This window comes from Cyanothece sp. BG0011 (assembly GCF_003013815.1).
In the GTDB taxonomy this organism is placed as follows: domain Bacteria; phylum Cyanobacteriota; class Cyanobacteriia; order Cyanobacteriales; family Microcystaceae; genus Crocosphaera.
The window spans coordinates 85,279-109,119 of sequence record NZ_PRLH01000046.1 but is presented as its reverse complement, the minus strand read 5'-3'; the positions used below and the strand labels follow the sequence as shown (position 1 = coordinate 109,119).

24 protein-coding genes and 1 CRISPR repeat array are annotated in these 23,841 nt (G+C 39.3%); of the genes, 12 read left to right on the top strand and 12 right to left on the bottom strand.

Annotated features, from left to right (window positions below):
• Nucleotides 1-165: 165 nt before the first annotated feature.
• On the bottom strand, nt 166-1,140 hold the full coding sequence (gene petA, locus C4E06_RS06000; RefSeq protein WP_107667222.1) for a cytochrome f: 975 nt from the start codon (nt 1,138-1,140) through the stop codon (nt 166-168).
• Nucleotides 1,141-1,260: 120 nt separating this feature from the next.
• Nucleotides 1,261-1,803 carry a cytochrome b6-f complex iron-sulfur subunit gene (gene petC / locus C4E06_RS05995; RefSeq protein WP_107667221.1) on the bottom strand — a complete coding sequence of 181 codons (543 nt, stop codon included), beginning with the start codon at nt 1,801-1,803 and terminating at the stop codon, nt 1,261-1,263.
• Nucleotides 1,804-2,123: 320 nt separating this feature from the next.
• On the opposite strand from petC, the gene C4E06_RS05990 reads away from it, so the two are divergent.
• Together C4E06_RS05990 and C4E06_RS05985 are read left to right on the top strand one after the other, a co-directional pair.
• On the top strand, nt 2,124-3,599 hold the full coding sequence (locus C4E06_RS05990) for a leucyl aminopeptidase (RefSeq protein ID WP_107667233.1): 1,476 nt from the start codon (nt 2,124-2,126) through the stop codon (nt 3,597-3,599).
• Between the two features lie 433 nt (nt 3,600-4,032).
• Entirely contained in the window at nt 4,033-4,251 is a 219-nt protein-coding gene (locus tag C4E06_RS05985; RefSeq protein ID WP_107667232.1) for a cold shock domain-containing protein, read from the top strand.
• 155 nt (nt 4,252-4,406) lie between these two features.
• Here the strand turns inward: C4E06_RS05985 and C4E06_RS05980 are convergent, their stop codons facing one another.
• The 3 genes from C4E06_RS05980 to C4E06_RS05970 are packed head-to-tail and all read right to left on the bottom strand — an operon-like array spanning nt 4,407 to nt 7,007.
• Nucleotides 4,407-5,603, bottom strand: coding sequence for a DNA double-strand break repair nuclease NurA (locus C4E06_RS05980; protein WP_107667220.1), 1,197 nt, complete (start codon nt 5,601-5,603; stop codon nt 4,407-4,409).
• A 28-nt stretch (nt 5,604-5,631) separates the two neighbouring features.
• Complete coding sequence (locus C4E06_RS05975; RefSeq protein WP_107667219.1) at nt 5,632-6,324, bottom strand: TIGR00266 family protein; 693 nt, start codon at nt 6,322-6,324, stop codon at nt 5,632-5,634.
• 8 nt (nt 6,325-6,332) lie between these two features.
• Nucleotides 6,333-7,007, bottom strand: coding sequence for a TIGR00266 family protein (locus tag C4E06_RS05970; RefSeq protein ID WP_107667218.1), 675 nt, complete (start codon nt 7,005-7,007; stop codon nt 6,333-6,335).
• A 119-nt stretch (nt 7,008-7,126) separates the two neighbouring features.
• Between C4E06_RS05970 and C4E06_RS05965 the strand changes: the two genes are divergently transcribed.
• The 3 genes from C4E06_RS05965 (at nt 7,127) to C4E06_RS05955 (ending at nt 9,656) form a co-directional block, all read left to right on the top strand.
• The gene (locus C4E06_RS05965; RefSeq protein WP_107667217.1) at nt 7,127-7,507 is read left to right on the top strand and encodes a DUF4359 domain-containing protein; all 381 of its coding nucleotides are present in this window, start codon (nt 7,127-7,129) and stop codon (nt 7,505-7,507) included.
• A 5-nt stretch (nt 7,508-7,512) separates the two neighbouring features.
• The gene (locus C4E06_RS05960) at nt 7,513-8,322 is read left to right on the top strand and encodes a segregation/condensation protein A (protein WP_107667216.1); all 810 of its coding nucleotides are present in this window, start codon (nt 7,513-7,515) and stop codon (nt 8,320-8,322) included.
• 170 nt (nt 8,323-8,492) lie between these two features.
• Nucleotides 8,493-9,656: a sugar phosphate nucleotidyltransferase gene (locus tag C4E06_RS05955; RefSeq protein WP_107667215.1), complete on the top strand. Its 1,164-nt coding sequence runs from the start codon at nt 8,493-8,495 to the stop codon at nt 9,654-9,656.
• On the opposite strand, the gene C4E06_RS05950 is transcribed toward C4E06_RS05955, so the two are convergent.
• Nucleotides 9,640-10,887, bottom strand: a complete 1,248-nt coding sequence (locus C4E06_RS05950) for a lipid-A-disaccharide synthase-related protein (protein WP_107667214.1) — start codon at nt 10,885-10,887, stop codon at nt 9,640-9,642. The genes C4E06_RS05955 and C4E06_RS05950 overlap by 17 nt on opposite strands.
• A 17-nt stretch (nt 10,888-10,904) precedes the next feature.
• Nucleotides 10,905-11,579 carry a cytidylyltransferase domain-containing protein gene (locus tag C4E06_RS05945; RefSeq protein ID WP_107667231.1) on the bottom strand — a complete coding sequence of 225 codons (675 nt, stop codon included), beginning with the start codon at nt 11,577-11,579 and terminating at the stop codon, nt 10,905-10,907.
• A 148-nt stretch (nt 11,580-11,727) separates the two neighbouring features.
• Here C4E06_RS05945 and C4E06_RS05940 point away from each other — a divergent pair, with 148 nt between their 5' ends.
• Together C4E06_RS05940 and C4E06_RS05935 are read left to right on the top strand one after the other, a co-directional pair.
• Nucleotides 11,728-12,147 (top strand): secondary thiamine-phosphate synthase enzyme YjbQ, encoded by a 420-nt coding sequence (locus C4E06_RS05940; RefSeq protein WP_107667213.1) that lies wholly within the window; start codon nt 11,728-11,730, stop codon nt 12,145-12,147.
• A gap of 182 nt (nt 12,148-12,329) precedes the next feature.
• Nucleotides 12,330-13,613 carry a glycoside hydrolase family 10 protein gene (locus tag C4E06_RS05935; protein WP_107667212.1) on the top strand — a complete coding sequence of 428 codons (1,284 nt, stop codon included), beginning with the start codon at nt 12,330-12,332 and terminating at the stop codon, nt 13,611-13,613.
• Between the two features lie 145 nt (nt 13,614-13,758).
• On the opposite strand, the gene C4E06_RS05930 is transcribed toward C4E06_RS05935, so the two are convergent.
• Nucleotides 13,759-14,223, bottom strand: a complete 465-nt coding sequence (locus C4E06_RS05930) for a helix-turn-helix domain-containing protein (protein WP_107667211.1) — start codon at nt 14,221-14,223, stop codon at nt 13,759-13,761.
• A gap of 93 nt (nt 14,224-14,316) precedes the next feature.
• Between C4E06_RS05930 and C4E06_RS05925 the strand changes: the two genes are divergently transcribed.
• Together C4E06_RS05925 and C4E06_RS05920 are read left to right on the top strand one after the other, a co-directional pair.
• Nucleotides 14,317-15,162, top strand: a complete 846-nt coding sequence (locus C4E06_RS05925; RefSeq protein WP_107667210.1) for a prohibitin family protein — start codon at nt 14,317-14,319, stop codon at nt 15,160-15,162.
• An 88-nt stretch (nt 15,163-15,250) separates the two neighbouring features.
• Nucleotides 15,251-15,910: an energy-coupling factor ABC transporter ATP-binding protein gene (locus C4E06_RS05920; RefSeq protein ID WP_107667209.1), complete on the top strand. Its 660-nt coding sequence runs from the start codon at nt 15,251-15,253 to the stop codon at nt 15,908-15,910.
• 40 nt (nt 15,911-15,950) lie between these two features.
• On the opposite strand, the gene C4E06_RS05915 is transcribed toward C4E06_RS05920, so the two are convergent.
• From C4E06_RS05915 to csx18, 4 genes are all read right to left on the bottom strand, one after another.
• Nucleotides 15,951-16,304, bottom strand: coding sequence for a hypothetical protein (locus tag C4E06_RS05915; protein ID WP_107667208.1), 354 nt, complete (start codon nt 16,302-16,304; stop codon nt 15,951-15,953).
• A gap of 355 nt (nt 16,305-16,659) precedes the next feature.
• Nucleotides 16,660-17,716: a CRISPR direct-repeat array (repeat unit 36 nt; unit sequence GTTTCCATTCAACTAAGTTCTCTTATAAAAAGAGAG).
• A 263-nt stretch (nt 17,717-17,979) separates the two neighbouring features.
• Nucleotides 17,980-18,258 carry a CRISPR-associated endonuclease Cas2 gene (cas2, locus tag C4E06_RS05910; protein ID WP_107667207.1) on the bottom strand — a complete coding sequence of 93 codons (279 nt, stop codon included), beginning with the start codon at nt 18,256-18,258 and terminating at the stop codon, nt 17,980-17,982.
• The gene (gene cas1 / locus C4E06_RS05905) at nt 18,255-19,247 is read right to left on the bottom strand and encodes a CRISPR-associated endonuclease Cas1 (RefSeq protein ID WP_107667206.1); all 993 of its coding nucleotides are present in this window, start codon (nt 19,245-19,247) and stop codon (nt 18,255-18,257) included. Before cas1 ends, cas2 begins: the two co-directional genes overlap by 4 nt.
• Nucleotides 19,244-19,531 carry a CRISPR-associated protein Csx18 gene (csx18, locus tag C4E06_RS05900; RefSeq protein ID WP_107667205.1) on the bottom strand — a complete coding sequence of 96 codons (288 nt, stop codon included), beginning with the start codon at nt 19,529-19,531 and terminating at the stop codon, nt 19,244-19,246. Before csx18 ends, cas1 begins: the two co-directional genes overlap by 4 nt.
• 170 nt (nt 19,532-19,701) lie before the next feature.
• Here csx18 and C4E06_RS05895 point away from each other — a divergent pair, with 170 nt between their 5' ends.
• From C4E06_RS05895 to C4E06_RS05885, 3 genes are read left to right on the top strand one after another with little or no spacing between them, the layout of a single operon-like run.
• Nucleotides 19,702-21,036 carry a YafY family protein gene (locus C4E06_RS05895; RefSeq protein WP_232826171.1) on the top strand — a complete coding sequence of 445 codons (1,335 nt, stop codon included), beginning with the start codon at nt 19,702-19,704 and terminating at the stop codon, nt 21,034-21,036.
• On the top strand, nt 20,940-23,285 hold the full coding sequence (gene cas10, locus C4E06_RS05890) for a type III-B CRISPR-associated protein Cas10/Cmr2 (protein ID WP_232826173.1): 2,346 nt from the start codon (nt 20,940-20,942) through the stop codon (nt 23,283-23,285). Before C4E06_RS05895 ends, cas10 begins: the two co-directional genes overlap by 97 nt.
• A gap of 6 nt (nt 23,286-23,291) precedes the next feature.
• Complete coding sequence (locus C4E06_RS05885) at nt 23,292-23,840, top strand: Uma2 family endonuclease (RefSeq protein ID WP_107667204.1); 549 nt, start codon at nt 23,292-23,294, stop codon at nt 23,838-23,840.
• Nucleotide 23,841: the final 1 nt, after the last annotated feature.

Here is a 23,841-nt window from a genome sequence, read left to right as displayed (position 1 = left end):
CCCCTAGGATCACAGTCAAAAGGACGATTGATAACCACTTCTGAGAAGATTTCATAGATTAAGGCTAAAACAAGAACAATAATCATTATCACCATTAAAGCATAAAAAGAACAGACAGGGGTGAACCCGTCTGTTAAAACAAAGTGAAACTGAGATTAAACTTAATTAAAAGTTCATTTCAGCAGCTTGGACCCGTTCGACTTGTTTCTTCTTAATCACTAAGAGAATTTGGGCTAACATGATACCAGCTAAGAAGACCACTAACCCTTTGATGCGGCCAGGACTTTGTAAGACAACTTCTGTATCTTTTTGTCCAAAACCACCCACATTGGGATTATTGGTTAACGCTTGTCCGGCTTCAACTTCCATGCCTTCAGACACCATCAATTGAGGACCGGCGGGAATGGTTTCGTCTATATCCCCTTCAGCAGTGGCAATGGTAACCACATAACCACCACCTTCTTGATCACTAATTTTGCTGATAGTTCCAGCGTTAGAAGCTTTGAAGACGTTATTATTACTCGGTTGTCCTGTGGGATAAATTTGACCCCGGCCCCGGTTAGCCCCTAAGTGAACTTGGTACTTACCGAAGTTAACATTTTTATCCTTAGAGGGGTCAGGAGATAACACAGGGAAAATAATTTCTTGATATTGTTCTCCCGGTAAAGGACCCACGAGAACCACATTCTCTTGGCCTTCGCTGTAGGATTGGAAGTAGACACTACCCATCTCTTCTTTGATGTCTTCAGGGATGCGCTCATCGGGAGCAATTTTGAACCCTTCAGGTAACATTAAAACAGCCCCAACATTGAGGCCACCTTTTGAACCGTCTCCTAGAACTTGTTGGGAGTCGAGATCATAAGGAATTTTCACCACAGCCTTAAACACGGTGTCAGGTAAAACAGATTGAGGAATTTCTACCTCAGCAGCTTTTTCTGCCAAGTGACAGTTAGCGCAAACGATGCGCCCTGTTGCTTCTCTAGGGGTTTCTGGGGCAGTTTCTTGGGCCCAGAAAGGATAAGCGTTAGCACTTTGGACATTACCGATGAAGACGGTAACCGTTACTAAAGCGATCAAGAGCGATCGCAGTAAAATGTGCTTACCCTTAGACCAAATTGCCGAAAAATCGGATATTCTCATTGCTCAGTCAAATTTATGTAATTCTTAAACAGTAAGGGGGGGTTAATCAGTTATCAGAAATTTAGAATTGAGAATTGAGAATTAATTAAACATTCTGCATTCTACATTCTTAATTCTGTTCTAAGCCCACCAGGGATCTTGTTCGGTGCGGAAGTCAGTTTCAGTCCATTCACTGAATACCACTTTATCTCCCTCGCTCACATTCACATGGGCTAACGCTAAAGACAGAGGAGCCGGGCCTCTTACCACTTTACCCTGAGCATTGTATTGAGAACCATGACAGGGGCAGATAAACTTGTCTTCGCTGGCATTCCAAGGAACCACACAGCCCAAGTGAGTACAAACGGCGTTAATACCGTAGTTAGCGATGGCATTTTCTCCTTCTACCACTAGGTAGGTGGGATCACCTTTTAACCCTTGAGCCAAAACGCGATCGCCTGCATTATGCTCTGCCAGAAAGCTACTGGCCGTAATGTCATTACCGAGGGCATCTTTAGCAGTAATTCCACCGCCGGCACCACCACTCGAAGGGGGAATAAAATATTTCACCACAGGATACAAAGCACCAGCAGCAACGCCGGTGATGGTTCCAAAGGTGAGTAAGTTCATAAATTGGCGACGCCCCATATCGGGGACATCGGAGGAACCAGAGACTTGTGTCATAACGATTGATGGATGGATGGATCTAGTAGGTCAGTTAATCGGTTGAGAATTCAATCTCAGCGATCATTACAGGTTGTACGTTAAAAGAATATGATGGCAACCATGTTTTAGACAAGCAGATTACTAAAATTTTCTTTTCTCTCCATCGAGAGAATTAAGCAGTCTACAAAGTCCACCTTAAATTATTACAGAAATTCGTTAACAATACATAAGAACTTTAATCGAGGCTTGAAAATTGAGTGACCTCTTGGTGGCTCTCCCCTGAGTCCGATAAAATTATTGAAGGTTTATTTTTTATCAGATACTTGGGAACAATGGATATGGATATTCGTGGAACCGATACCCCCCTATTAGATTGGAGTGGGGATGCGATCGCCTTAGGCTTGTTTGAAAATGAAACAGCTTTAGCAGGAGACTTAAGTCAGTTAGATGAAAAACTCGGAGGAACCATCGCAGAGTTCATCGAAGAAGCGGAATTTGAAGGAAAATCAGGCAGTAGTGTGGTGACTCGTATTTCAGGAAAGAGTCCCATTCGTAAACTGATGCTGGTGGGTTTAGGAAAAAAAGATGAATTAACCCTCGATACCCTACGTTTAACCGCTGCCACCGTTGCCCGTTTAGGGAAAACAGAAAAAGTAAAAACCTTAGGCATTAATTTGCCTGTGGTGGATAATGATGCCAGTTCCACCACCGCAGCGATCGCAGAAGGGATCATTCTTTCTTTACATCAAGATAACCGTTTTAAGTCCGAACCCGAAGACAACCCCTTGAAACTTGAAACCGTTGACATTTTAGGGGTTGGGGAGCAAAACGAAGCAGTTCATCAGGCTCAAACCCTTTGTTCTGGGGTAATTTTAGCACGGGAATTAGTCGCAGCCCCGGCCAACACGGTGGACCCTGTGACCTTTGCCCAAACCGCCCAAGACTTAGCCCAAGCGTACGGTTTAGACATCGAAATTTTAGAAAAAGACGAATGTGAAAAACGGAAAATGGGGGCTTTTTTAGGGGTGGCTAAAGCCTCAGATTTACCGCCAAAATTTATCCATTTAACCTATAAACCCACAGGAACCCCTAAACGGAAACTCGCTATTGTGGGCAAAAGTTTAACCTTTGATTCGGGCGGTTTAAACTTAAAAGTCTCCGGCAGTGGCATCGAAACCATGAAAATGGATATGGGCGGCGGTGCAGCGACGTTAGGGGCAGCCAAAGCCATTGCTCAATTAAAGCCCGATGTGGAAGTTCATTTTGTTTGTGCGGCTACAGAAAATATGATCAGTGGTAAGGCAATGCACCCCGGAGACATTTTAACCGCTTCCAATGGTAAAACCATTGAAGTGAATAATACCGATGCTGAGGGACGGTTAACCTTAGCCGATGCCTTAGTCTTTGCCGAAGAATTAAACGTTGATGCGATCGTTGATTTAGCCACCTTAACCGGCGCTTGTATTGTGGCGTTAGGGGATAATATTTCTGGGTTATGGAGTACCGACGACACCCTGGCAGAAGAAATTAAAACCGCTTCTGAAACAGCCGGGGAGAAGTTTTGGGTGATGCCCATGGAAGAGAAGTATTTTGAAGGGTTAAAGTCTCCCATTGCAGACATGAAAAATACGGGACCTCGCGCGGGCGGTTCCATTACTGCAGCCCTATTCTTGAAACAGTTTATTAAAGAAACGCCCTGGGCCCATTTAGATATTGCTGGACCCGTTTGGGCTGACAAAGAAAATGGGGTGAATAATGCAGGTGCCACTGGTTTTCCTGTGAGAACTTTGGTGAATTGGGTCTTGAATTCCTAATCACTTTTTGAAGTTTTAATTAAGACTTGGTTAAAATTAGTCAGTGCTTGAAACTCCCTGTAAATCGATGCAGGGAGACTTTTTTTAGTATGCAACTATTCCTTTTGATAGATAGGTTAAATTGTCTTTAACAGCTATAATGTTTGTTGATGATTACTGACTAAAACTGTGTGTGTTGAAAACACTTAATATATCAGTTTTAGTCCAAATGCACGGACTTTTGCCCGCGATCCTTGCTCCACTTCGACTAAGGGGTCGTCTCATCTCATGCCGAAGTCTCAGTGTCAACCTGCTTCCCTTGATTCTTAACTGGCAATTTAGGTTCTCAATAGCTTACCAAGTTGCCACTCTGTTCTGCCAGAAAGCCTATCTTTTCCGAAAATTAGGTTTCTCAAGAACAAAATTGTCCTAACTTATCAACAAAATTAACATGATCACAAAAATTCAAGGAATTATCACCCATTTGAGTCAAAATAAAGGTTTTGGGTTTATTACCCCCGCCGATGGCACAGAAGACATTTTTTTTCATTGTACGGCTATCCAAACCCCTAACAAAACCGTAGTAGAAGGGCAAGTGGTTGAATTTGAACTTCAAGACCAGGCCGGAAGGATAGAAGCCATTAATATTAAGGATTTTCGTTATGATGTTTAACTGACATCTTGCATCTTGTTCACAATTGGCTAGTAGTGAAAGGGTGTGGGGTGTAGGGTGTAGGGTGTAGGGGTTTATTTTGACTCTAACTACCTAAGAATTGATTTTCTTTTTTTGGTTGTTCAGTTTTTCTGTAAGGCGTGCAAGATATCAGTTTAAGCAATACTGCCCCGTTTTCTAGCTTCTTTATAGGAAGTCCCCACATTTTGTAAACCGGCGCGAATCATTTGTTGTTCGAGTAAAGCGAAAAAACGGACGCGATCGCCTCCTCGGATCACCGCTTGGTTATGGGACTCGGCCAAGGCCACTGGATAACCAAACCCTTTATTGACCTGGGCTAACATAATACCCAAAGCCTGATTCAATAAGGTTTGATCCTCAACCACCCAAGCCGGCACTTCTACCCTAGCAATTTCTGTCCCCACATTAACGTAACAGAAATAGATGCGTTGGGCTTCGTCGTAAAGGTCAAGAATACGGGCTGAACTTTGCCAGAGAGGGCCCCGTTGTCCGGGTTGCAAACTTTCTCCCCAGAGGGTTGTATCTCGTAGGGGTTCAATCCCTTGACAAGGGGTTCTTTCTTGGTCTAAATCCACACAGTTGAGGGTACAGTTAGGGGTGTCAAAAGTGCAATTATGGAGACGTAAAAAGTTAATGGCTTCCACACTGCGAGACGCACTCAGATAGCCCATCAAAGGAATACGGGCTTCCCGTAATTGTTCCCACGCTTCTTGAATGGGCAGTAAGATTAAATCACGAGCCTCATAGGCCAATCCATCTAAAAACCAATAGACTAAAGAACCGTCTACCATGGCTAAATTAGGTTCATGGTGGGCCCCTGGAGGCTTCACCCAACCACAGGCCATTTCTGCTAAACACTGGGCTTCTAAAACGGTTCGCCGATACCCTAACCATTCATCGGTACGAATACCCCATTGCCTCGATACATAAAGGTCTTCGGGACGGTAATACACCTCTGGGAGACTATCGAGTAATGGGTGTAAATTTTGTCCGTAATGAAGCATGACTCGTCCCACATTGATTAAATAACAATAGGCAATTTCGTGGTGAGATGGAGCAATTTGTGACCCATCGGTGGCGAAGACGCTATGACGATCAGAAGGCGGACGAATGGCGATCCGAGTGTCTAAGGGTTCGATGGGAATGGCGGCCGAGAAAATGAGGCGATCGCGCCAGGTGTGGTAACGTTCTATTAATTCGTCTTGTTGCCTTTGGGCTTCTTGTACGATAGTTTTTGCTTGTTCGAGTCGTTGGGAACTGGCACTGATTTCCTGTTGAAAATGTTCACTAATGCCTGGGATTTTTCCCGCTAGTTTAGCAATGTCTAACATAATAGATTCTCCTCAATCACAGGATATTTTAATGAATAAAAGGGGCGAAAAAATTGAGTAAAGCATAACGATGACGAGATTGTATCCAAATTTTCCCCTTTCCTTGAAAATGACAAAAAAGATTATGTTCTCCGATGCTTCCTATATGTAATCCTGATAACGATAATCCTTTAAGCTCTTTAATTTCATAGTTGAGTGTATCTTCAAAAGCCACTAAATAACTCAGATTGATCAGGTAGTTTCCTGCTACGGAAATTTCTTGAATGTTTCCGTAATAATTTAACCACAAATCTCCTATTCCTGCTAGGTATAAAAAGAAAGAATCCTGTTCACTGACTTGTTTAATAATCGGAGATGACATGAGTCTTAATTGGATATTTTCACTACAAGCTAAAAATGAAAAAATTTTAGTAATAATTCCCACTTTTCCTTTTAAAGCGTAATGTTTGACACTGCCAAGAACATCAGGAATGAGATAAATACTACCCGGTAATTTAGGGGCGATGACTTCATTAATACTTAAATTAGCACTCAGAGAAACATTAACATCTAATTGTGAACCTTGGGTCGTAATTGATTGACCGATTTCGATAGAATAATCTTTAATTGATAGACTAGATTCTTTAACAAAAACTTTTTGAGACGGTTTTAAATTAATGACTAAATACCCAGAATCTGGATTATTTTCAATTATGTAGTCAAGGGGTTGATAACTATTCATAGGCTGGTTTACTTAGATTTAAGTTCTGTAGCGATTAAATGACCCCAATCTTTAGCCTGATGAGTTTGACAATATAATTTACCTTCTCCTGTAAATTTCATCAACACTTTTGATTTTTTCCACCACCTTTTCAATCCTTTGACCTTTTGTTGAGTGACTTCATATTTTAAACTATTTTCAAACGCTACTAAATTGTCCAGATTAACCCAATAATCTCCCTCAACATTAATGGTATAAATGGCTCCTAAGCCATTGAGCAATACTTGACCATTCCCCGTAATACTTAATAAGGTTAAACTCTGATTATTCTGTGGCAATTTGATATCTGGAACCCCAAAAAATAAATTCATCGCTCCATCGCAGGCCAAATAAGCAGAAGAAACAACGATTAATTTATAGTTAGTCATTTGATGAACCATAATATTACCCATCATCGAAGGAGCCAACCAAACCTCATTTTTAGGGTCGACTCCGCGAAATTCTGTTAAAAAAAGGGATTCTGTGGCCATTATTCCCGAATTTTGCCAGTTACTTTTTGATCCCCTTCGGCGAAACATAGTATTCATGGTTAAATTACCCCGCATGGCCAATAAAGTTCCGGCTTGAGCCATTAATAACTCATTCTCCTTTAACAAAATACGAGCAATCGAAGTTTCTCGCTCGTCTAAAATTTTAACTTTCATGTCTGTCATTTTAGGGGGAAATTTGACTGAGACAGCAGAGACTAAAGAACAAAGTTATAATTAAACGGAAAAAATGATTTAAAGTAATTTCAAAGAAATGATTGTGGTGGAACAATGACATGAATATCTCACACTTAGTCAAAATCATTGGGGGAGTCAGTGCGATTGGCTTAGGAACCAGTATGGTATTGACCAACCCTGGACAACGAGATTATGAAAGTTATGCAACGGATACCTTAACCAGTTATTTAAAACAAGAAGTTTGTTCAAAAGCATCGGGAGGGTTGGCCAGTTTTCTAGCGAGTCATTGCAAAACCTTAGTCGATACCGGAAAGCCTCACATTAAACAAGTGATCGCGAATAAAACCGTTCGTCAGAATTATTTATTATTTAGTATTTACGAAACGGAATTTCTTTTGCCCTCTCCCGTCCCTAACTATGAGTTTGGGACGATTGGGGTCTTTCAGCAATTTTACACCTATCAAGCCGATCAATTTTAGTGACGATGACTCCTAACAGTAACAGCCCTAGTCTAACTTCGACGGCCAGTTCCTCGGCTACTGAGGTGATTGAAACCTTGATCACTTTAGCCCAACAGGGAGAAATTGATCCCTGGGACGTTCAAGTAATTGAGGTGATTGATCGTTTTTTAAGTGAATTGGGTATCAGCGAATGTTCCGATAATATTTATGAACAGGCCACCTTACCCAAATCAGGCCAAGCGTTTTTATGGGCATCGATGTTAGTCCGATTTAAGGCCGACTCTTTAGAACGACTAGAAACCGATCCAAATGGCGAAGAACTCCCCGACGAACTAGAAGAGATGACGGAGGAAGGACACAGACAGTTCCGTATCTCCGACTTAGAAAAACATCTTCGTCGTCGCAGTGCCGCCCCACCCCCTCGTCAACGTCGGGTTACCCTGCAAGAGTTAATTACTCATATTGAGGAAATTGCTCAAGAAATAGAAACAGCGACACCGTCCCGTCGTCGCAAACCAACCCCTCGCCCCCATTCTCAACGAGAAGCCATGAAAATGGTAACTCAATTGGCACACCAAGAAAATTTAACGGAATTAGCTCAAGAATTAGAGGTATTTTTTCAACAACAATGGTCAAACCCTGAGCAAACAGAACGAAAACTGAATTTAGATGAATTATTGAAGCGATGGCATCAAGTGAAGCCTTCCCCTGGTGAGCATCATCAACAAGATAGAGTGGGGGTATTTTGGGCATTATTGTTGCTCTCCTCTCAATCAAAAGTGGAATTATCCCAAGCAGAATTTTATCAAGACCTAACCATTGAAGTGCTATAACTAGCTGTCAGGTATATTTTTATAACACTGACTGCTTTTTTAACTGGTCACTGTTCACTGATAACTGTTAACTGAATTTAAGAAGAGAATCGGGATTTAGCAAAAGATAATGGTACACTAAGCATTGTCACCCTAAACACTTAATGGCGAAGATTGAGGAAAGCGTATTCATGAAAGCCATGATTCTGGCCGCCGGGAAAGGAACTCGCGTTCGTCCCATTACCCATACCATACCTAAACCATTAATTCCTATTTTGCAAAAACCTGTCATGGAGTTTTTGTTAGAACTCCTACGACAACATGGCTTTGATGAAATCATGGTCAATGTTAGTCATCTGGCCGAAGAAATTGAAAGTTATTTCCGGGATGGTCAACGGTTTGGTGTACAAATCGGCTATTCGTTTGAAGGAAAAATTGTCGATGGGGACTTAGTGGGAGAAGCCTTAGGTTCAGCCGGGGGGTTACGAAAAATTCAAGATTTTAATCCCTTTTTTGACGATACTTTCATCGTTTTATGTGGAGATGCTCTCATTGATTTAGATTTGACGGCTGCAGTTAAATATCATAGAGAAAAAGGGGCGATCGCCACGATTATCACAAAATCGGTTCCTCAAGAAGTGGTTTCGAGTTATGGGGTGGTGGTAACGGATGAGGAGGGGAAAATTAAAGCGTTTCAAGAAAAACCTTCCGTCGATGAAGCCCTTAGTACGAATATTAATACAGGAATTTATATCTTTGAACCGGAAATTATTAATTATATTCCCCCTAATCAAAAATATGATATCGGGGGTGAGTTATTTCCTCGCTTAGTCGAAAAAGGTGCGCCGTTCTATGCGGTGAATATGGACTTTGAATGGGTGGATATTGGGAAAGTTCCTGATTATTGGCACGCTATCCGAGCGGTACTCCAAAGAGATATTAAAAATGTACAAATTCCAGGCATTGAAGTCAAACCAGGCATTTATACTGGCTTAAATGTGGCCGTGAATTGGGATAAGGTCAATATTCAAGGCCCCGTTTACATTGGTGCCATGACCCATATTGAAGATGGGGCGACCATTATCGGTCCGAGTATGATTGGCCCCAATTGTTGGATTTGTAGCGGTGCAACGGTGGATAATAGCGTTATCTTTGAATATTCCCGCCTCGGTCCTGGGGTGCGTTTGGTGGATAAGTTAGTGTTTGGACGGTACTGTGTGGATAAAACCGGTGCAGCCATTGATGTGCAAGCGGCAGCCTTAGATTGGTTGATTACGGATGCGCGTCAAACCTTTCCCCATGACGATCAAGTTAAACAAAAAGCGATCGCAGAATTACTCAATCAAGATCGATAAAACACTCATTAACCAAACAATGGGCAATTCTTTGGGCGGCCCCTGGAGTCCCTAACCGTTTTTGGCCATTCTCAGCAATTTTTTGCAGTTGTTGGGGATCATTGATTAACAGAGTGATGCTATTGCCAACTTGTTGGGGGGTGTCGACTAAGGTCACAGAACAACCTAAGAGACGGGTTTGATTCTGGGCAAATTTTTGGGTGAACTGGGGACCCTCTCCAGGGAAAGTAATGACGGGTTTACCTAAACCGACAAATTGTTCGGTGGCCGTCCCGGCCATAGCAATACCAATATGGGCTAATTGTAAACAAGTTTGATAAGCTTGTTGGCTAATTATTAACGTAGCGTTCCCCTGAGTGAATAAGATAGATTGAGGATCTCGGATGGATAGAGGACAAATGCGATCGCCTTCTTTTGTCCAACCTTTCTCAATTAAATCTTCTTGAAAGGGGACCGTATTGAAACTAGGGGTAATGGCTGCTAAAAATAAGAGCGATCGCTTAGAAGAGGCTTCTATGACACCTTTAACCGCTTCTAGGATTAATTGCCAATTTTGTTGCGCTTCAGGCATTCTTGACCCAGGTAATAAGAGGATAATTAACGGTTCAGTGTCAGACGGAACGGTAACAGATGGGTTAACCGAAAACTGATCCATCATGGGGTTGCCTAAGTCATAGACAGGAATTGACCATTTTTGCAAAATTTGAGCGGTAAGGCTATCTCTGACAAAAACACCTCGGCAAGCCAAACGAGTCATTAACCAGCGTTCCCAGGGAAAATACATCGATTCTAGCCAACGTTCAATAGGGGATGTAGAGGTTAGCCACCCGGTTTCATCTCGTAGATAATAGTCTGATTTAGCGGTTCCCACAAAGGCAAACTCTCCCCCACTCAACCAAGCAAACAACAAAGGAAGAATATCCCCTACGGCTAAGATGTTGCCCCCTTTTTGTCCCCATTGTTTAATGGTTTGATATTGATGATACGTCAGGGTTAATAACCCTCCATTAACATCACGCCATAATTGATTAAACTCTTGGTTAAACCCTCCTGATGGCATGGTTTTGACTGTTCCTATGATCGGAATATTGGCTTTTTCGTAGGCGTAACCTGTCCCGACTAAGGGTAAGGCGGAAATTTTAGCAACCTTAGGAAACTGCTTCAATGCTTTAATAATCGACAGGGCAATAACATCTTCTCCATGACCATTACTAATCACTAAAATTTCCATATTTTTAACTCTATTTCCTATTCCCTGTTCTCTGTTAAAAATTCTATCATTTGAAAATCATTGACTGAATCAATTTCTAAGGCAGCCATTTCACCCATGACATAGAGAGATATTTTCCCTCCGAGTCGATTTTGATGTTCTTTGAGTACCCAGGGTTTAAAGACATAAATAGACCCATTTTCTACATATTGGGGGTTCATATCCTGACGACGGGGACGCTGACGATAATCATAGTTAAGGGACTTAGCCACCCCGTCAACTTCTTCCCAGAGAAAGCGATGAGACGGGGAAACCGATAAGAGAGAGTCAGCTTCTTGGGCCTTTAATTTTGCGATCGCTTGATCAATATCCGCACCGGTTCTAATGGGGGAGGTACATTGTAAAAATACCACTAAATCTGGCTTAATTTTTTGCTTTTCTAAGGTTTCTATGGCGTGAATTAAAGCTGACTCAGAGGAGGCTGTATCATTGGCCAACTTAGCCGGGCGATCGATAATTTTTGCCCCATATTGAGTGGAAACCGTAGCAATTTCTTGATCATCCGTTGACACATACACTTGATCGATCAAGGTTGATTCTTGAGCATCTTCGATAGAATGAGCGATTAAGGGTTTTCCTGCTAAGGGACGAACATTTTTACGGGGAACCCCTTTCGATCCTCCACGGGCCGGAATAATGGCGATAATGGTCATTAAACTTTTAAAATAGTTAGGTTGTTTATCTTGAGAGACATGAGAACATAGCAATTATGTTAAACCAGAAGGGAGCAATTTTGTCGAAAAATTGGCTTATTCTATAACATTCTCTGTCGTTTATTCTGTATGAAAACTTGGCCAATTTATGAATTACTATCAACAGTCATTGACCATCAAAACCAGAGGAAAAGACTTTCATCCCATTACCCGTGATGTTGAAAATGTCGTTAATCAATCGGGGATTGAAACAGGATTATGTACCATTTTTGTCCGACATACTTCGGCTTCTTTAATTATTCAAGAAAATGCTGATCCTGATGTTCTCACAGACTTAAGTCATTTCTTTTCTAAGTTAGTGCCTGAAGATTCTAAACTTTATGTTCATAGCACAGAAGGCCCTGACGATATGCCTGCTCATATTCGTTCAATGTTAACTAAAACCTCGGAACAAATTCCCATTTCTCAAGGTCGATTAGTGTTAGGAACTTGGCAAGGTATTTACTTATGGGAACATCGTCAACGTAGTCATCAGCGTCAAGTGGTTGTTCATATTAATGGTAAATAAAATAGCCATTTTTCTGCTAGTGAGTTACAAATTTTTCTATTTTTATGGAATGGGCAACAGGCAAGGGTTCTCCCCCTAACAAAAGGGGGAGTTAGAGGGGGTGGCAATAGGCAATCTAATTTCACCCCCTGCCTTCTGCCTTGTTATTTCTATCTTTGTTTATTTTCTTTTTGCTTAAAATCATGAAACAAAACTTATTTGATAAAAGTGCTGATGCACTGGTTACATTTAGCCGTCGTTGGGGTCGTAAAACTTGGATCATTTTTCTGGTTCTTTTTGGTATATTTTTAACTTTAATTCCTTTTACTATGCCTTTTTCTGCCCAGTCTCGTAGTCAACCAGCAGAAATTAGAGGGGTGTGGTTAACGAATATTGATAGTGAAGTTTTATTCAATCCAAAAACCCTGACAGAAGCCATTGAAACCCTGTCTGAACTAAACTTTAATACCTTATATCCTACGGTTTGGAATTGGGGTTATACGTTATATCCTTCCCAGGTTGCTAAATCTGTAGTAGGTAAAGAATTAGACCCCACAGAAGGTTTACAAGGTCGAGATATTTTAAAAGAAATTGTTAAACAAGGCCATGATCAAGGAATGTCTGTCATTCCTTGGTTTGAATTTGGTTTTATGGCACCGGCTGATTCTGAATTGGCCAAACGTCATCAAGATTGGTTAACGAAACGGCAAGATAATAGTACGGTTTGGGTGGAAGGGAATGTTCATGACAGAGTTTGGTTAAGTCCTTTTAACCCTGAAGTCCAACAATTTTTAACTGATTTATTAGTAGAAATTGTGACGAATTACGATATTGATGGCATTCAAGTGGATGATCATTTCGGTATCCCCTTCGACTTCGGTTATGATGAGGCGACGGTGCAACTTTATCAACAAGAACATAACGGGAAAATGCCCCCGAAAACCCCTAGTTATTTAAAAATGGGACGGAATAATTGTTTAGCACAAGATGCAGCTTGGACGGAATGGACGGAATGGAGAAATAATAAAATTACTGAATATATGGGAGAGGTTTTTGCCGCCGTCAAAGCAGTTAAACCTGATATTATCGTTTCTGTTTCTCCTAACCCTCAAACCTTCTCAAAAAATTGTTTTCTTTTAGACTGGCAAAGTTGGGAAAGAAAAGGACTGATAGAAGAATTAGTCTTACAAGTTTATCGACAAAATATGGTGGATTTTCAACGGGAAATTAATCAACCTGAAGTAAGACAAGCTAAGGAACACATTCCCTTTGCTGTTGGTGTTTTATCCGGTTTAAAAGGTCGTCCGGTGCCTATGCAGCGCATTAATGACCAAGTCAAAGAAACCCGTAATCAAAAGTTTTCTGGTGTTTCTTTCTTTTTCTATGAAAGTCTCTGGAACTTTGGACCAAAATCAGCCAATGAACGTCAATTTATGTTTAAACAAATGTTTCCTACCACTGTGACTCGTCCTTTTGTGAAAAGTTAATCATTTGAACCATAGGTGTTAGTTTCTCTTAACACCTTGACCCCATTTAATAGGTAACTCCTAACACGAGAAAACTTTGTCTTAAGGAAATTTACCCAGTGAAGAAGCGGAAAGGGAATTTGAGCAAATTTGTCAGTCTTAGCAGTCAACCCAAACATTGAGTTATTAAAGGATTGGATAACTCTATCCTTCGCAAAATTTCAGGATCAATTTCTATCCAAACCGTCGCCCCACAGGGTTTCGGATGGTCAGGACTATACACAACTGTACATAAACCCCCTAAAATCTCAACTTTGTCGCAATATCTTTCTTTTATCCCTTCTCTAACACAAATAACAGGTTCTCTTTCTGTCTTATGATGATTATCCCTAATTCTACTCGTATTAACATGAATATAAGTAGTAGCTCGTTGGGGACGCTTGCGCCAGGTTCCTTTACGACCTCGTTCTGCTGGTATGACTTGGGGCATATCATGCTCCAGCAACGGAATTTGCCAAAATCGCCCCTCCTTAAACGCTCCCTTAATTCTCCCTGCATACAACAACTGTTGTACCCGTTGACGGGAAATACCTAAAAGATAAGCAGCTTTTGCGATACGAACATATACCATAATAGTTATAACCTAGCGCTAGATTTAATCATATACAAAAACTGTTCAATAACCGCTAAGATCGAAGATAGGTAACATAAAGGAGAAATATTTGTGACTCGCCAATCAACCCCAAGCTTGCAACCCTTAATAGGTGGGATTATTGCGGCATTATTAGTCGTTATTAGTTTTAATTCATTTGTGGTCATTAACCCTGGACAAGCAGGAGTTTTAAGTATTTTAGGAAAGGCTCAAGATGGAGCATTATTAGAAGGAATTCACTTTAAACCCCCATTAGTGTCTGCTGTGGATGTTTACGATGTTACCGTGCAAAAGTTTGAGGTTCCAGCACAAAGTGCAACCAAAGATTTGCAAGATTTAAGCGCAAGTTTTGCCATTAATTTCCGACTTGATCCTGTGCAAGTTGTGACCATTCGACGCACCCAAGGAACCTTACAAAATATTGTTTCTAAAATTGTTGCTCCTCAAACCCAAGAATCATTTAAAATTGCGGCGGCTAAACGCACTGTAGAACAGGCCATTACCCAAAGAAGTGAACTCAAAGAAGACTTTGACAATGCCCTAAATTCTCGTTTAGAAAAGTACGGCATCATTGTCCTAGATACCAGTGTCATTGATCTTAACTTCTCTCCTGAATTTGCCAAAGCAGTAGAAGATAAACAGATCGCAGAACAAAAAGCACAACGGGCTGTTTATATCGCCCAGGAAGCTGAACAAGAGGCACAAGCCGACATTAACCGCGCTAAAGGTAAAGCCGAAGCACAAAGATTGTTAGCTGAAACCTTAAAAGCTCAAGGGGGTGAATTGGTGCTACAAAAAGAAGCCATTGAAGCTTGGAAAGAAGGTGGCGCACAAATGCCCAAAGTGTTAGTCATGGGAGGAGATAGTAACAGTAGTGTTCCTTTTCTCTTCAATTTAGGAGACATGGCTACTCAATAATTAAATAGCTGTAGGGTGGGCAATGAAAAAGCCTACAATGGTTATCTAGAAAATATTTGAGACATTGCCCACCTTGTGTTTATGTCATATGACCAATTTTGCCATTAATGTTGATCAGGTTAGCTTCAGTTGGCACGAAAAAGCCCAAGTGTTAAAGTCTTGCTCATTGGCTGTGCCAGAAGGAGAATTTTGGATGCTATTGGGAGCAAACGGCAGTGGTAAGTCGACCTTGTTGAGACTGCTGACGAATCTTTTAACCCCCCAAAGTGGAATGATTACCATGACTCCGCCGGTGGGCTTTGTCTTCCAAAACCCCGATCGCCAGTTAGTGATGCCGACAGTCGGGGCCGATATTGCTTTCGGGTTAGTGGAGGAGAAATTACCCCCCTTAGAGGTGCGTTATCGTGTCAGGGAGGCACTAACCGCCGTCAATCTATTAGAATTAGAACGAAGACCTATTTATGCCCTTAGTGGGGGTCAAAAACAGCGTATTGCCATCGCCGGCGCGATCGCCCGTCATTGTTCGGTCTTATTATTAGATGAACCTACCGCTTTACTTGATCCTGATACTCAAATTGAATTAGTGGAGCAAGTACAAAAATTAGTCAAGAGTCGAGGGATTACGGCTTTATGGGTAACCCACCGTTTAGAGGAGTTAAATTACTGTGACGGGGCGTTTTTATTGGAAGGGGGAAAGGTTGTACAACAGGGTGATCCCCAACTGATTAAAGAGAAGATTTCTCAATAGTGTTCTTACTTATTGAGCGATCGCTTTCAATGAATAACTATTAACTTTTCGCTTGTTGAGTATGATAAAGAAACAGGAAAACTAACCCCACTGGCGCAATAAATAGAGCCAAACTCCAACATAATAACATAGTAAAGAATTTGATCACCAAGAGCAGGAAAGGATTAAGGATTAAGCCTTCATTTCCTGTTAAATAATTAATACTACTTCGGTAAGCGAAGCGTGAATAAGGGTAAAGAAAAGTATTGAAAAAAGCAAAAGCAAACAGTTCGATAGAATATTCTTCGACGGAAAAAATAAATAAAATTGTTAGAAATAGACTAAAAATTAGATGGCGAAAATAATAGTCTAAAGAAAGACCACCGAAGGTTTTTCTTAAGATGGGATCAATCATTTTTATATTAACTCAGTAGCTTTTTATCGGTTATAACAAAGTTATTGGTAACGGGTTATATTCTTAATAGTTTTTTTCTTTTCTGTTAGCAGTTCTCAATTATTGCTTATTCTCTTTGCTCTAATTGTAAGAGTCTCCGAGTCAGGTTTACACTGAGCAGGGAGCGCCGGAGCAGGGAGCGCCGGAGAAAAAACGTTACTCTACTAAAATAAGCGGATTTGGTATCAGGAGTCAGGAGTTAAACATTAGATGTACCTCATGAGTCCGAGAAACACGATAGACGATAATCTTAAGATAAAAAAAGGGGTTTAAAGTCCCCCGTTTGTTAATATTTTACAGCTTTGCCTTCCCAACAGTTTCCATTCAACTAAGTTCTCTTATAAAAAGAGAGTAGGCAATATATTTCACGAAAAAAACGCACAACATGGCCTTGTTTCCATTCAACTAAGTTCTCTTATAAAAAGAGAGACCCAACTAATGGGCAGCTGGCACAAAAAACACCTGTAGGTATCAAGTTTCCATTCAACTAAGTTCTCTTATAAAAAGAGAGGACAGTCTTGGAAGGCTTATCAAGCAGGGAAATATCCTTACCTTGTTTCCATTCAACTAAGTTCTCTTATAAAAAGAGAGTGCCAACATTAATTCTATCCGTGAGCTAGTTGCAACTCTAGACGAGTTTCCATTCAACTAAGTTCTCTTATAAAAAGAGAGATCAAGGGTGTTATGAACAACGTATTGGTGTACGCCGAGTTTCCATTCAACTAAGTTCTCTTATAAAAAGAGAGACTGGATTACTTAAAGTGTTGGGAGGAGTGGCAATAGGGATTATGTTTCCATTCAACTAAGTTCTCTTATAAAAAGAGAGAACAATTGAATTAAAATCATCAAATGAAAGTTTGAAGAAAAGTGTTTCCATTCAACTAAGTTCTCTTATAAAAAGAGAGCTGCTTGACGATTATTCCCGGCAAAGCTGTAAAGCTAAGTGGTTTCCATTCAACTAAGTTCTCTTATAAAAAGAGAGAGCTACCGCAGCTAAAGTCACCTCTAAAGGAGACCAAATGAAGTTTCCATTCAACTAAGTTCTCTTATAAAAAGAGAGTGATTATCCAGATAAATACACTGATGAATTTATTAATCGTGAGTTTCCATTCAACTAAGTTCTCTTATAAAAAGAGAGTTTTACTGTAGATCAGCGTTGTGATTTCGATCAAGATATGTTTCCATTCAACTAAGTTCTCTTATAAAAAGAGAGCAAGAAAAGCAGGAGGCGTTTTAATGAGAATTAATCAAAAAGGAGTTTCCATTCAACTAAGTTCTCTTATAAAAAGAGAGAGTTATGGGCTTATGCCGTAAACAATAAAAAAGAAATCAGGAAAGTTTCCATTCAACTAAGTTCTCTTATAAAAAGAGAGGGTACTCGCTGTAACCCCTATCCTGACTAGAGTCTAGAAGCGGTTTGCGAGGGATAGCTTTATTGTAGTCTCAGAACATAAAAAAGACCTCCGTGAAATCGCTGAAATCCGCATCAGATAAGGGTGCGAGGGTTAGAACGAGATCATCAGGGTTACAGAGATTTTCCTTATCCCTCGCAAGCTGATGATACAAAAATTAGATCCTCGGTAGGGGTTAACGGCCGTTAACCCCTACAAAATATTAGGCCACGAAACCAGAACAATTAGACAATGGTAGACGACGGGGGTTTTGTGAGGTCTTTCCCTCCCCAGAGTTCAACTTGTCCTAATGTATGATCAGAAATAGGATAAAAACGGATGCTATCCTCATCTAAGTTGACTCGTTCCTTCATGCGGCTGCATAACTGTTTATATTGCGCTTTAGTTAAGACACATTCAAACACCGAATATTGAACCCGTTGGCCATAGCCTTCGAGAAGATCAGACACTTTTTTACGACGGCGATCGCATACAATATCATAAGTCACCACATAAAACACTATCGAATCAAATAAGGTTGATAACCGTAAGCAGGGGAATAGACAAACGCTTTATACCGTTTCACCTGCTGCATGAGAAGATCCCAACGGGGTTGCTTTTCATCAGGTGTGGTTTGTACGGTTTCCTCCATCCGTTGCACAAAATGCTTTAGATACTTTTTTCGTCCCGTGTTATTGAGATAGCAACCGCCATCATGGTATTCAAAATCATTGTCAGCGTTCATAATCCGACGATTAACCAGGTATAACACCAAAGAATCCACAATAGGGGCGCGAAACTCTTCGATTAAGTCAGATGCTAAGGCGGCATGACGTTCAGAACCCTGATGTAAACACGCTTGATAGGGATCAAGTCCTTGTAGTTCAATTAATGCTAACAAATGATTCCATAATACTTGATAACCAAAACTCAACATGGCATTCACTGGGTTTCCAGGGGGACGACGGGAACGAGCTAAAAAAATAAATTCAGACGGAGTTAAACAGTCACCAAACGCTGAAAAATAAGTGCTTGCACCCACTCCTTCAAACCCCATTAATCGCTCAATAGTTTCAGCAAGATTGGCCTGTTCAATGAGATAGTTTAAACTATCAATAGCAAAGAGAATATTATCGGACTGTAAGCGTCTTTGTTGTCGTTGTAAAATGACGCGACAATTTTTGAGTTTAGCTTTGACAAACTCTCTTGCTGTTAAGAGTCGTTGAGAAAAATCTAATTGTTGTTGATAGCGAGTAAGATGACGATAACCCCGTTCAAGGGACATAATACGTCCATAACAATAACCCATCCGTGAAAGATAGACAATGGAAATATTACGCCAAAGACAAGCACGAATCGCTTGGGTAGTCATTTGAGATTTACCAAAAATAAGGACTTGTTCGATTAAAGGTAATTGTATTTCTGCTAATAATTGTCTTTTTTTCTCCACTTTTAAAGTTTCCTGATCGAGTTTAACATAACAGCCTTGTTGAGATACATATAAAGTTTTCATTCGTTATCAATATTTTTACGTTCAATTTGTTGGGATTGTTGCCAACGGGTAAGATTTCCCGATTGATTAATAATCCGTTTTGGTGGAGGTGAAAAGGATAACCAAACTACAATTAAATCACAGATAGAACATACAATAAAAGTGGAAAGTGTGACCAGGAAAGTGTTAGTGATAACCGCAGCTAACCCCAACGGGGCAATTAATAAAAGAGTAAGGGTAACAATACAATTAATAGCAGATGCTGCAATATTTCGTACAAACGCAGCCCTTTTTGAGATATACATAACCAAAATACTGTTAAATTGATTTTTTCTAAGTTAACAAGAAAGGTTAATGGGATGCTATAAAAAGACAATATTGAGTATAAATTTTTGAAACCCTGGAAATAACCTAAATAAGCGTTTTTGATGGGGTTTTGGGTATGCTATAAAAAAATAGTCTTTTACTTGACAGTATGAAAAGTAAGTTTAAACCTCATCGTTATTCCGATTTAGAAAGCTTTGAACGCTTGTTATTATTGATAGCAACATTGGTGAAATATCCAGGTGTCGGTTATCGCGATCGCAATTTGTTTGATATAACAGAAACTCACCACAATGCTTTAGAAGAAGTCAAGTTTTATTTACAAAAATTAGCGGATCAATTAGGGATCGATTTACCTGAAGATTATCCAGCGATCGCCACATTACGCAAAGACTTAGAAACTCTAAAAGATTACAATATTTTAGAAAAAAGAATGTATCGTTGGGGTTACTATTTAGGGACAGGGGTGATGTCTCCCTTAGAATTAAAAATTGCGTTAGATGCCTTAGAATCTTTAGCTATCAAACAAGGCGATCCCAGAATTCGGAAAATTACTAAACAACTAAAAAAGCGGTTACGAGGTTTTGCAGCATTAGAAGATCAGCAACTTTTTTATCCTGTTCGACAACAGCTTAATCATGCGATAAACTACACTGATCCTGATGAAATGATGGAAAAAGGGGTTTATCGTCAAACTCTCTTTCATCATATTCATATCTTAGAAACTGCTATTATCGAAGGTCAAATTATCGAAATTTCTAGAAAAAAAGATTTATATGAACATAAACGAGTGGGAATCATGAAAGTTTATCCTTTACAACTTATTTATCATAATGTGGCTTGGTATTTACTTCATGAAGATTATAAAAATGAACATTTAGTTATCAGTCGAGTTAACCGTTTAGGGAATTACTGTAAAATTCTTAAGCCATCAGGAAGAGGAATCAATAAACAAAAACAAAGCCTCACTAAAGCTTATCAACTTTTGGAAAATGGATGGGGATTAAAATTAGGTAACTTAGAAGAACAAAAACAAGAGTTAGCAGGAAAACTAAACTTAGTTAAAGCAAAAGTTCGCTTTTTTTATCCCATCAGTCAGTTTATAGAAGAAGGGGAACGCCGTCACCCCAAACAAAAAATTAAGCGAGGAAAAATTGATCCTCAAACCCATCAACCCCAATATATTGATTATTCTGTTGCTTTACCCCTGCGATCGCTAGATGAGTTTTACTTCTGGTTAAACCGTTATGGGGAATACGTGCAAGTGTTGGCCCCGTCTGAGTTGGTGGAGAGACATCAGCGATCGGCCTTAACATTAGTTTCTCGTTATGACTGCAATAAAGATAATATCACCGTCGTAAAATGCGAGATTTTTGGGCAGGATCTTGGATTTTACATTATCTTTCTGCTAAGGTTTCTTATGCGATCGCTAATCAATACGGGCCTGATACTTTACTCTATCCTTGTCTGTATCAACAGCCCTTAATTGATAATTGGTTATTAAAAGACTATTATGATTTCAAGGAATGGATAAAACGTCATGATCCTAACCAATTATTAACAGCAGGGTTTCCCAATGTTATTATTATGATTTTACCTAATAATAATCAATCTCAACAGGATTTAAAAGATAATCCTATTTATGCAGCCACGCAGTTAGCAAAATCAACTTTGATAGAAGAATGGCAAAAATTAGGAGATCAAAGTTTAGAATTTTTACAAGATAGTAAAAAATGGGGTAAACAGTGGCAAAATATTAACCAAAATACTTGGGATAAATGGTTAAATAGTCAATGGCAAACTTATTATACAGCCTTTCCTATTGGTGATCCTGAGAGTGACTTAACTTGTTCTTTAAGAGTGGGTAAAAATGAAACAGCAGAGGAAAAACAAGAAGCTTTTGAAGTTTGGTGTCATCAACAAAATCAGTTAACTAAACCCAAAGACTCTTTATTTGAAACCAATGAAGAACGATTTTTAAAAGCTATCTTTAAACTAACCGATATAGAAACAGAAGATGAACCGCCAAAAACAAAATATAGTAAGCAACCTAACTTAAATGTAGGATCATGGTGGGCTTATGTTTTTGATCAATTAAGAACCAGTTTAAATGCAGTTAAAAATGCTAGAACTTGGGAACTTCCCACAGCGTTTACGGTACGTTCTAGCTTATCAGGGATGGGTTCTGCAGTTCATCCTATTGTCAATGAAGAGAAACCAGATCGCATTTCTGAAAAAGAAATTAACGAGTTTTGGTCAGAAAAATTCGGTTTATTTGATGGTACTGAAAAACTCAATGCAACGGAAATTGTCAAGCGAGTGTTACATAAATTATTACCTGAGATATTGAACTATGAAGAACAAGAAATCAGCTTATATTATCCTGATTTAACCGCCGGAGTCGCCGGTTATTTAAAAAATGCACTATTAAACAATCAACAGTCAGAAATTGATTATTATAAACGTTCTTGTCATAAGATTTACAAAGAAATTCAACCGCTTTTAGATAATGATAACCTTAGCCAAAGTTGGGGTATTCCTTGGATTAATAATAATAAAGAATTGAGACTGAGTAATACCATTCATCATCCTCGTTTACTTAATGCAGGTTGGTTACTCGAAGATGTAGAAATCTCACATGATAGTAATATGGAGTATCGGCAAAAATTAGAAGAATTAAGCACAAAAAGAACAACCATACAACAAGTTATCAATAAATATTATCCTAGTAATAATCCTACCAATTGGTATATTTTAGTTGCTGGTGATGGTGATAGTATGGGAGACTGGTTAAGAGGTAGTAAATTAAAAAATTATGGTGAATATTTGCCCGATGAATTAAGAGAAAAAATTATTAATGATAGTAATGATGAAATTCCTAAAGAATATAAAGAACCCTTACAAAACTTTCTCGAAGTTAGAAAACGTATGGGACCATCAACCCATAGTGCTTTAAGTCGTGCCTTACTTGACTTTTCTAATCAATTAGTTCCTTATTTAACCGAACAAAGATACGCAGGAAGATTAATTTATAGTGGTGGTGATGATGTTTTAGCTTATACAAATTTATGGGAATGGGACAACTGGTTATGGGATATTCGTCAATGTTTTAAAGGTCAAGAAGATCCCTATAATGAGTTTAAAAATGAGGGTGACTATTGGCAATGGAATAAACCAAATAAACCCAAAAATATAGCCCAAAGACCTTTATTTACCATGGGAAAATGTGCTACTATTAGCTTTGGAATTGTGATTGCTAATCACTCTGTACCGTTAGCGATCGCTTTAGAAAGTTTATGGGAAGCAGAAGAAGAAGCTAAAGACCATTACACCAAAAAAGATAACAAAGACACTTACAAAGATGCCGTACAAGTTCGAGTTTTGTATGGTAATGGAAACACCTTAAAATCTACATCAAAATTTGATATTTTTAACCAGTGGAAACAACTGCTAAAATTAGACTTAGAACCCAGTTTATTTGAACAAGCTGCTACCATTTGGGAACAACATCCTATCCCTGATCAAAGTGCAATTGAACCCTGGACAAAAGCCTTTTATAGTCGTCGAGATATAGGAGAAGAATTACAACAAGACTATCAAAAAATATTAACCAGTTTTATTCAAGGATTATGGATAACGACCCCTCAAAATAACTTAGATAAAGAGGTTAAAAACTGGCTTAAACTAGCAGCATTTGTCAAACGTAACCGTAAAATAAGCTTAAAACAGGAGTAACCAATTATGCAATTAATGACTCGAAAATTTAATGTTAATGAGTATCACAAAATGGCAGAAACAGGAATATTAACCCCAGAAGATAGGGTGGAATTAATCAAAGGAGAAATTATTACCATGTCACCTATTGGTCGAAAACACGCTGCTACTGTTAATCGATTAAATCAGTTATTGTGCCAAAAATTTTATAACAAAGTTATTGTTAGTGTACAAAATTCTATCAGATTAGATAATTATTCTGAACCACAGCCTGATATGGTTCTTTTAAAACCTCGTTCTGACTTTTATGAAAGTAAAATTCCTGAACCTGAAGATATTTATCTCTTAATTGAAGTGGCTGACAGTACCATCAAATATGATCAAGATGTGAAATTACCCCTTTATGCCGAGAGTAAGATTTCTGAAGTTTGGATCATTAATTTGAATAACAAAACTTTAGAAGTTTATCGTCAGCCTCAAGATAAAAGCTATCTAGAAGAAAAGAAAAATGTTCAATCTATTTCTCCCTTAGCTTTTTCTGAAATGACTTTAACAATTACTGATATTTTTGGTTAAT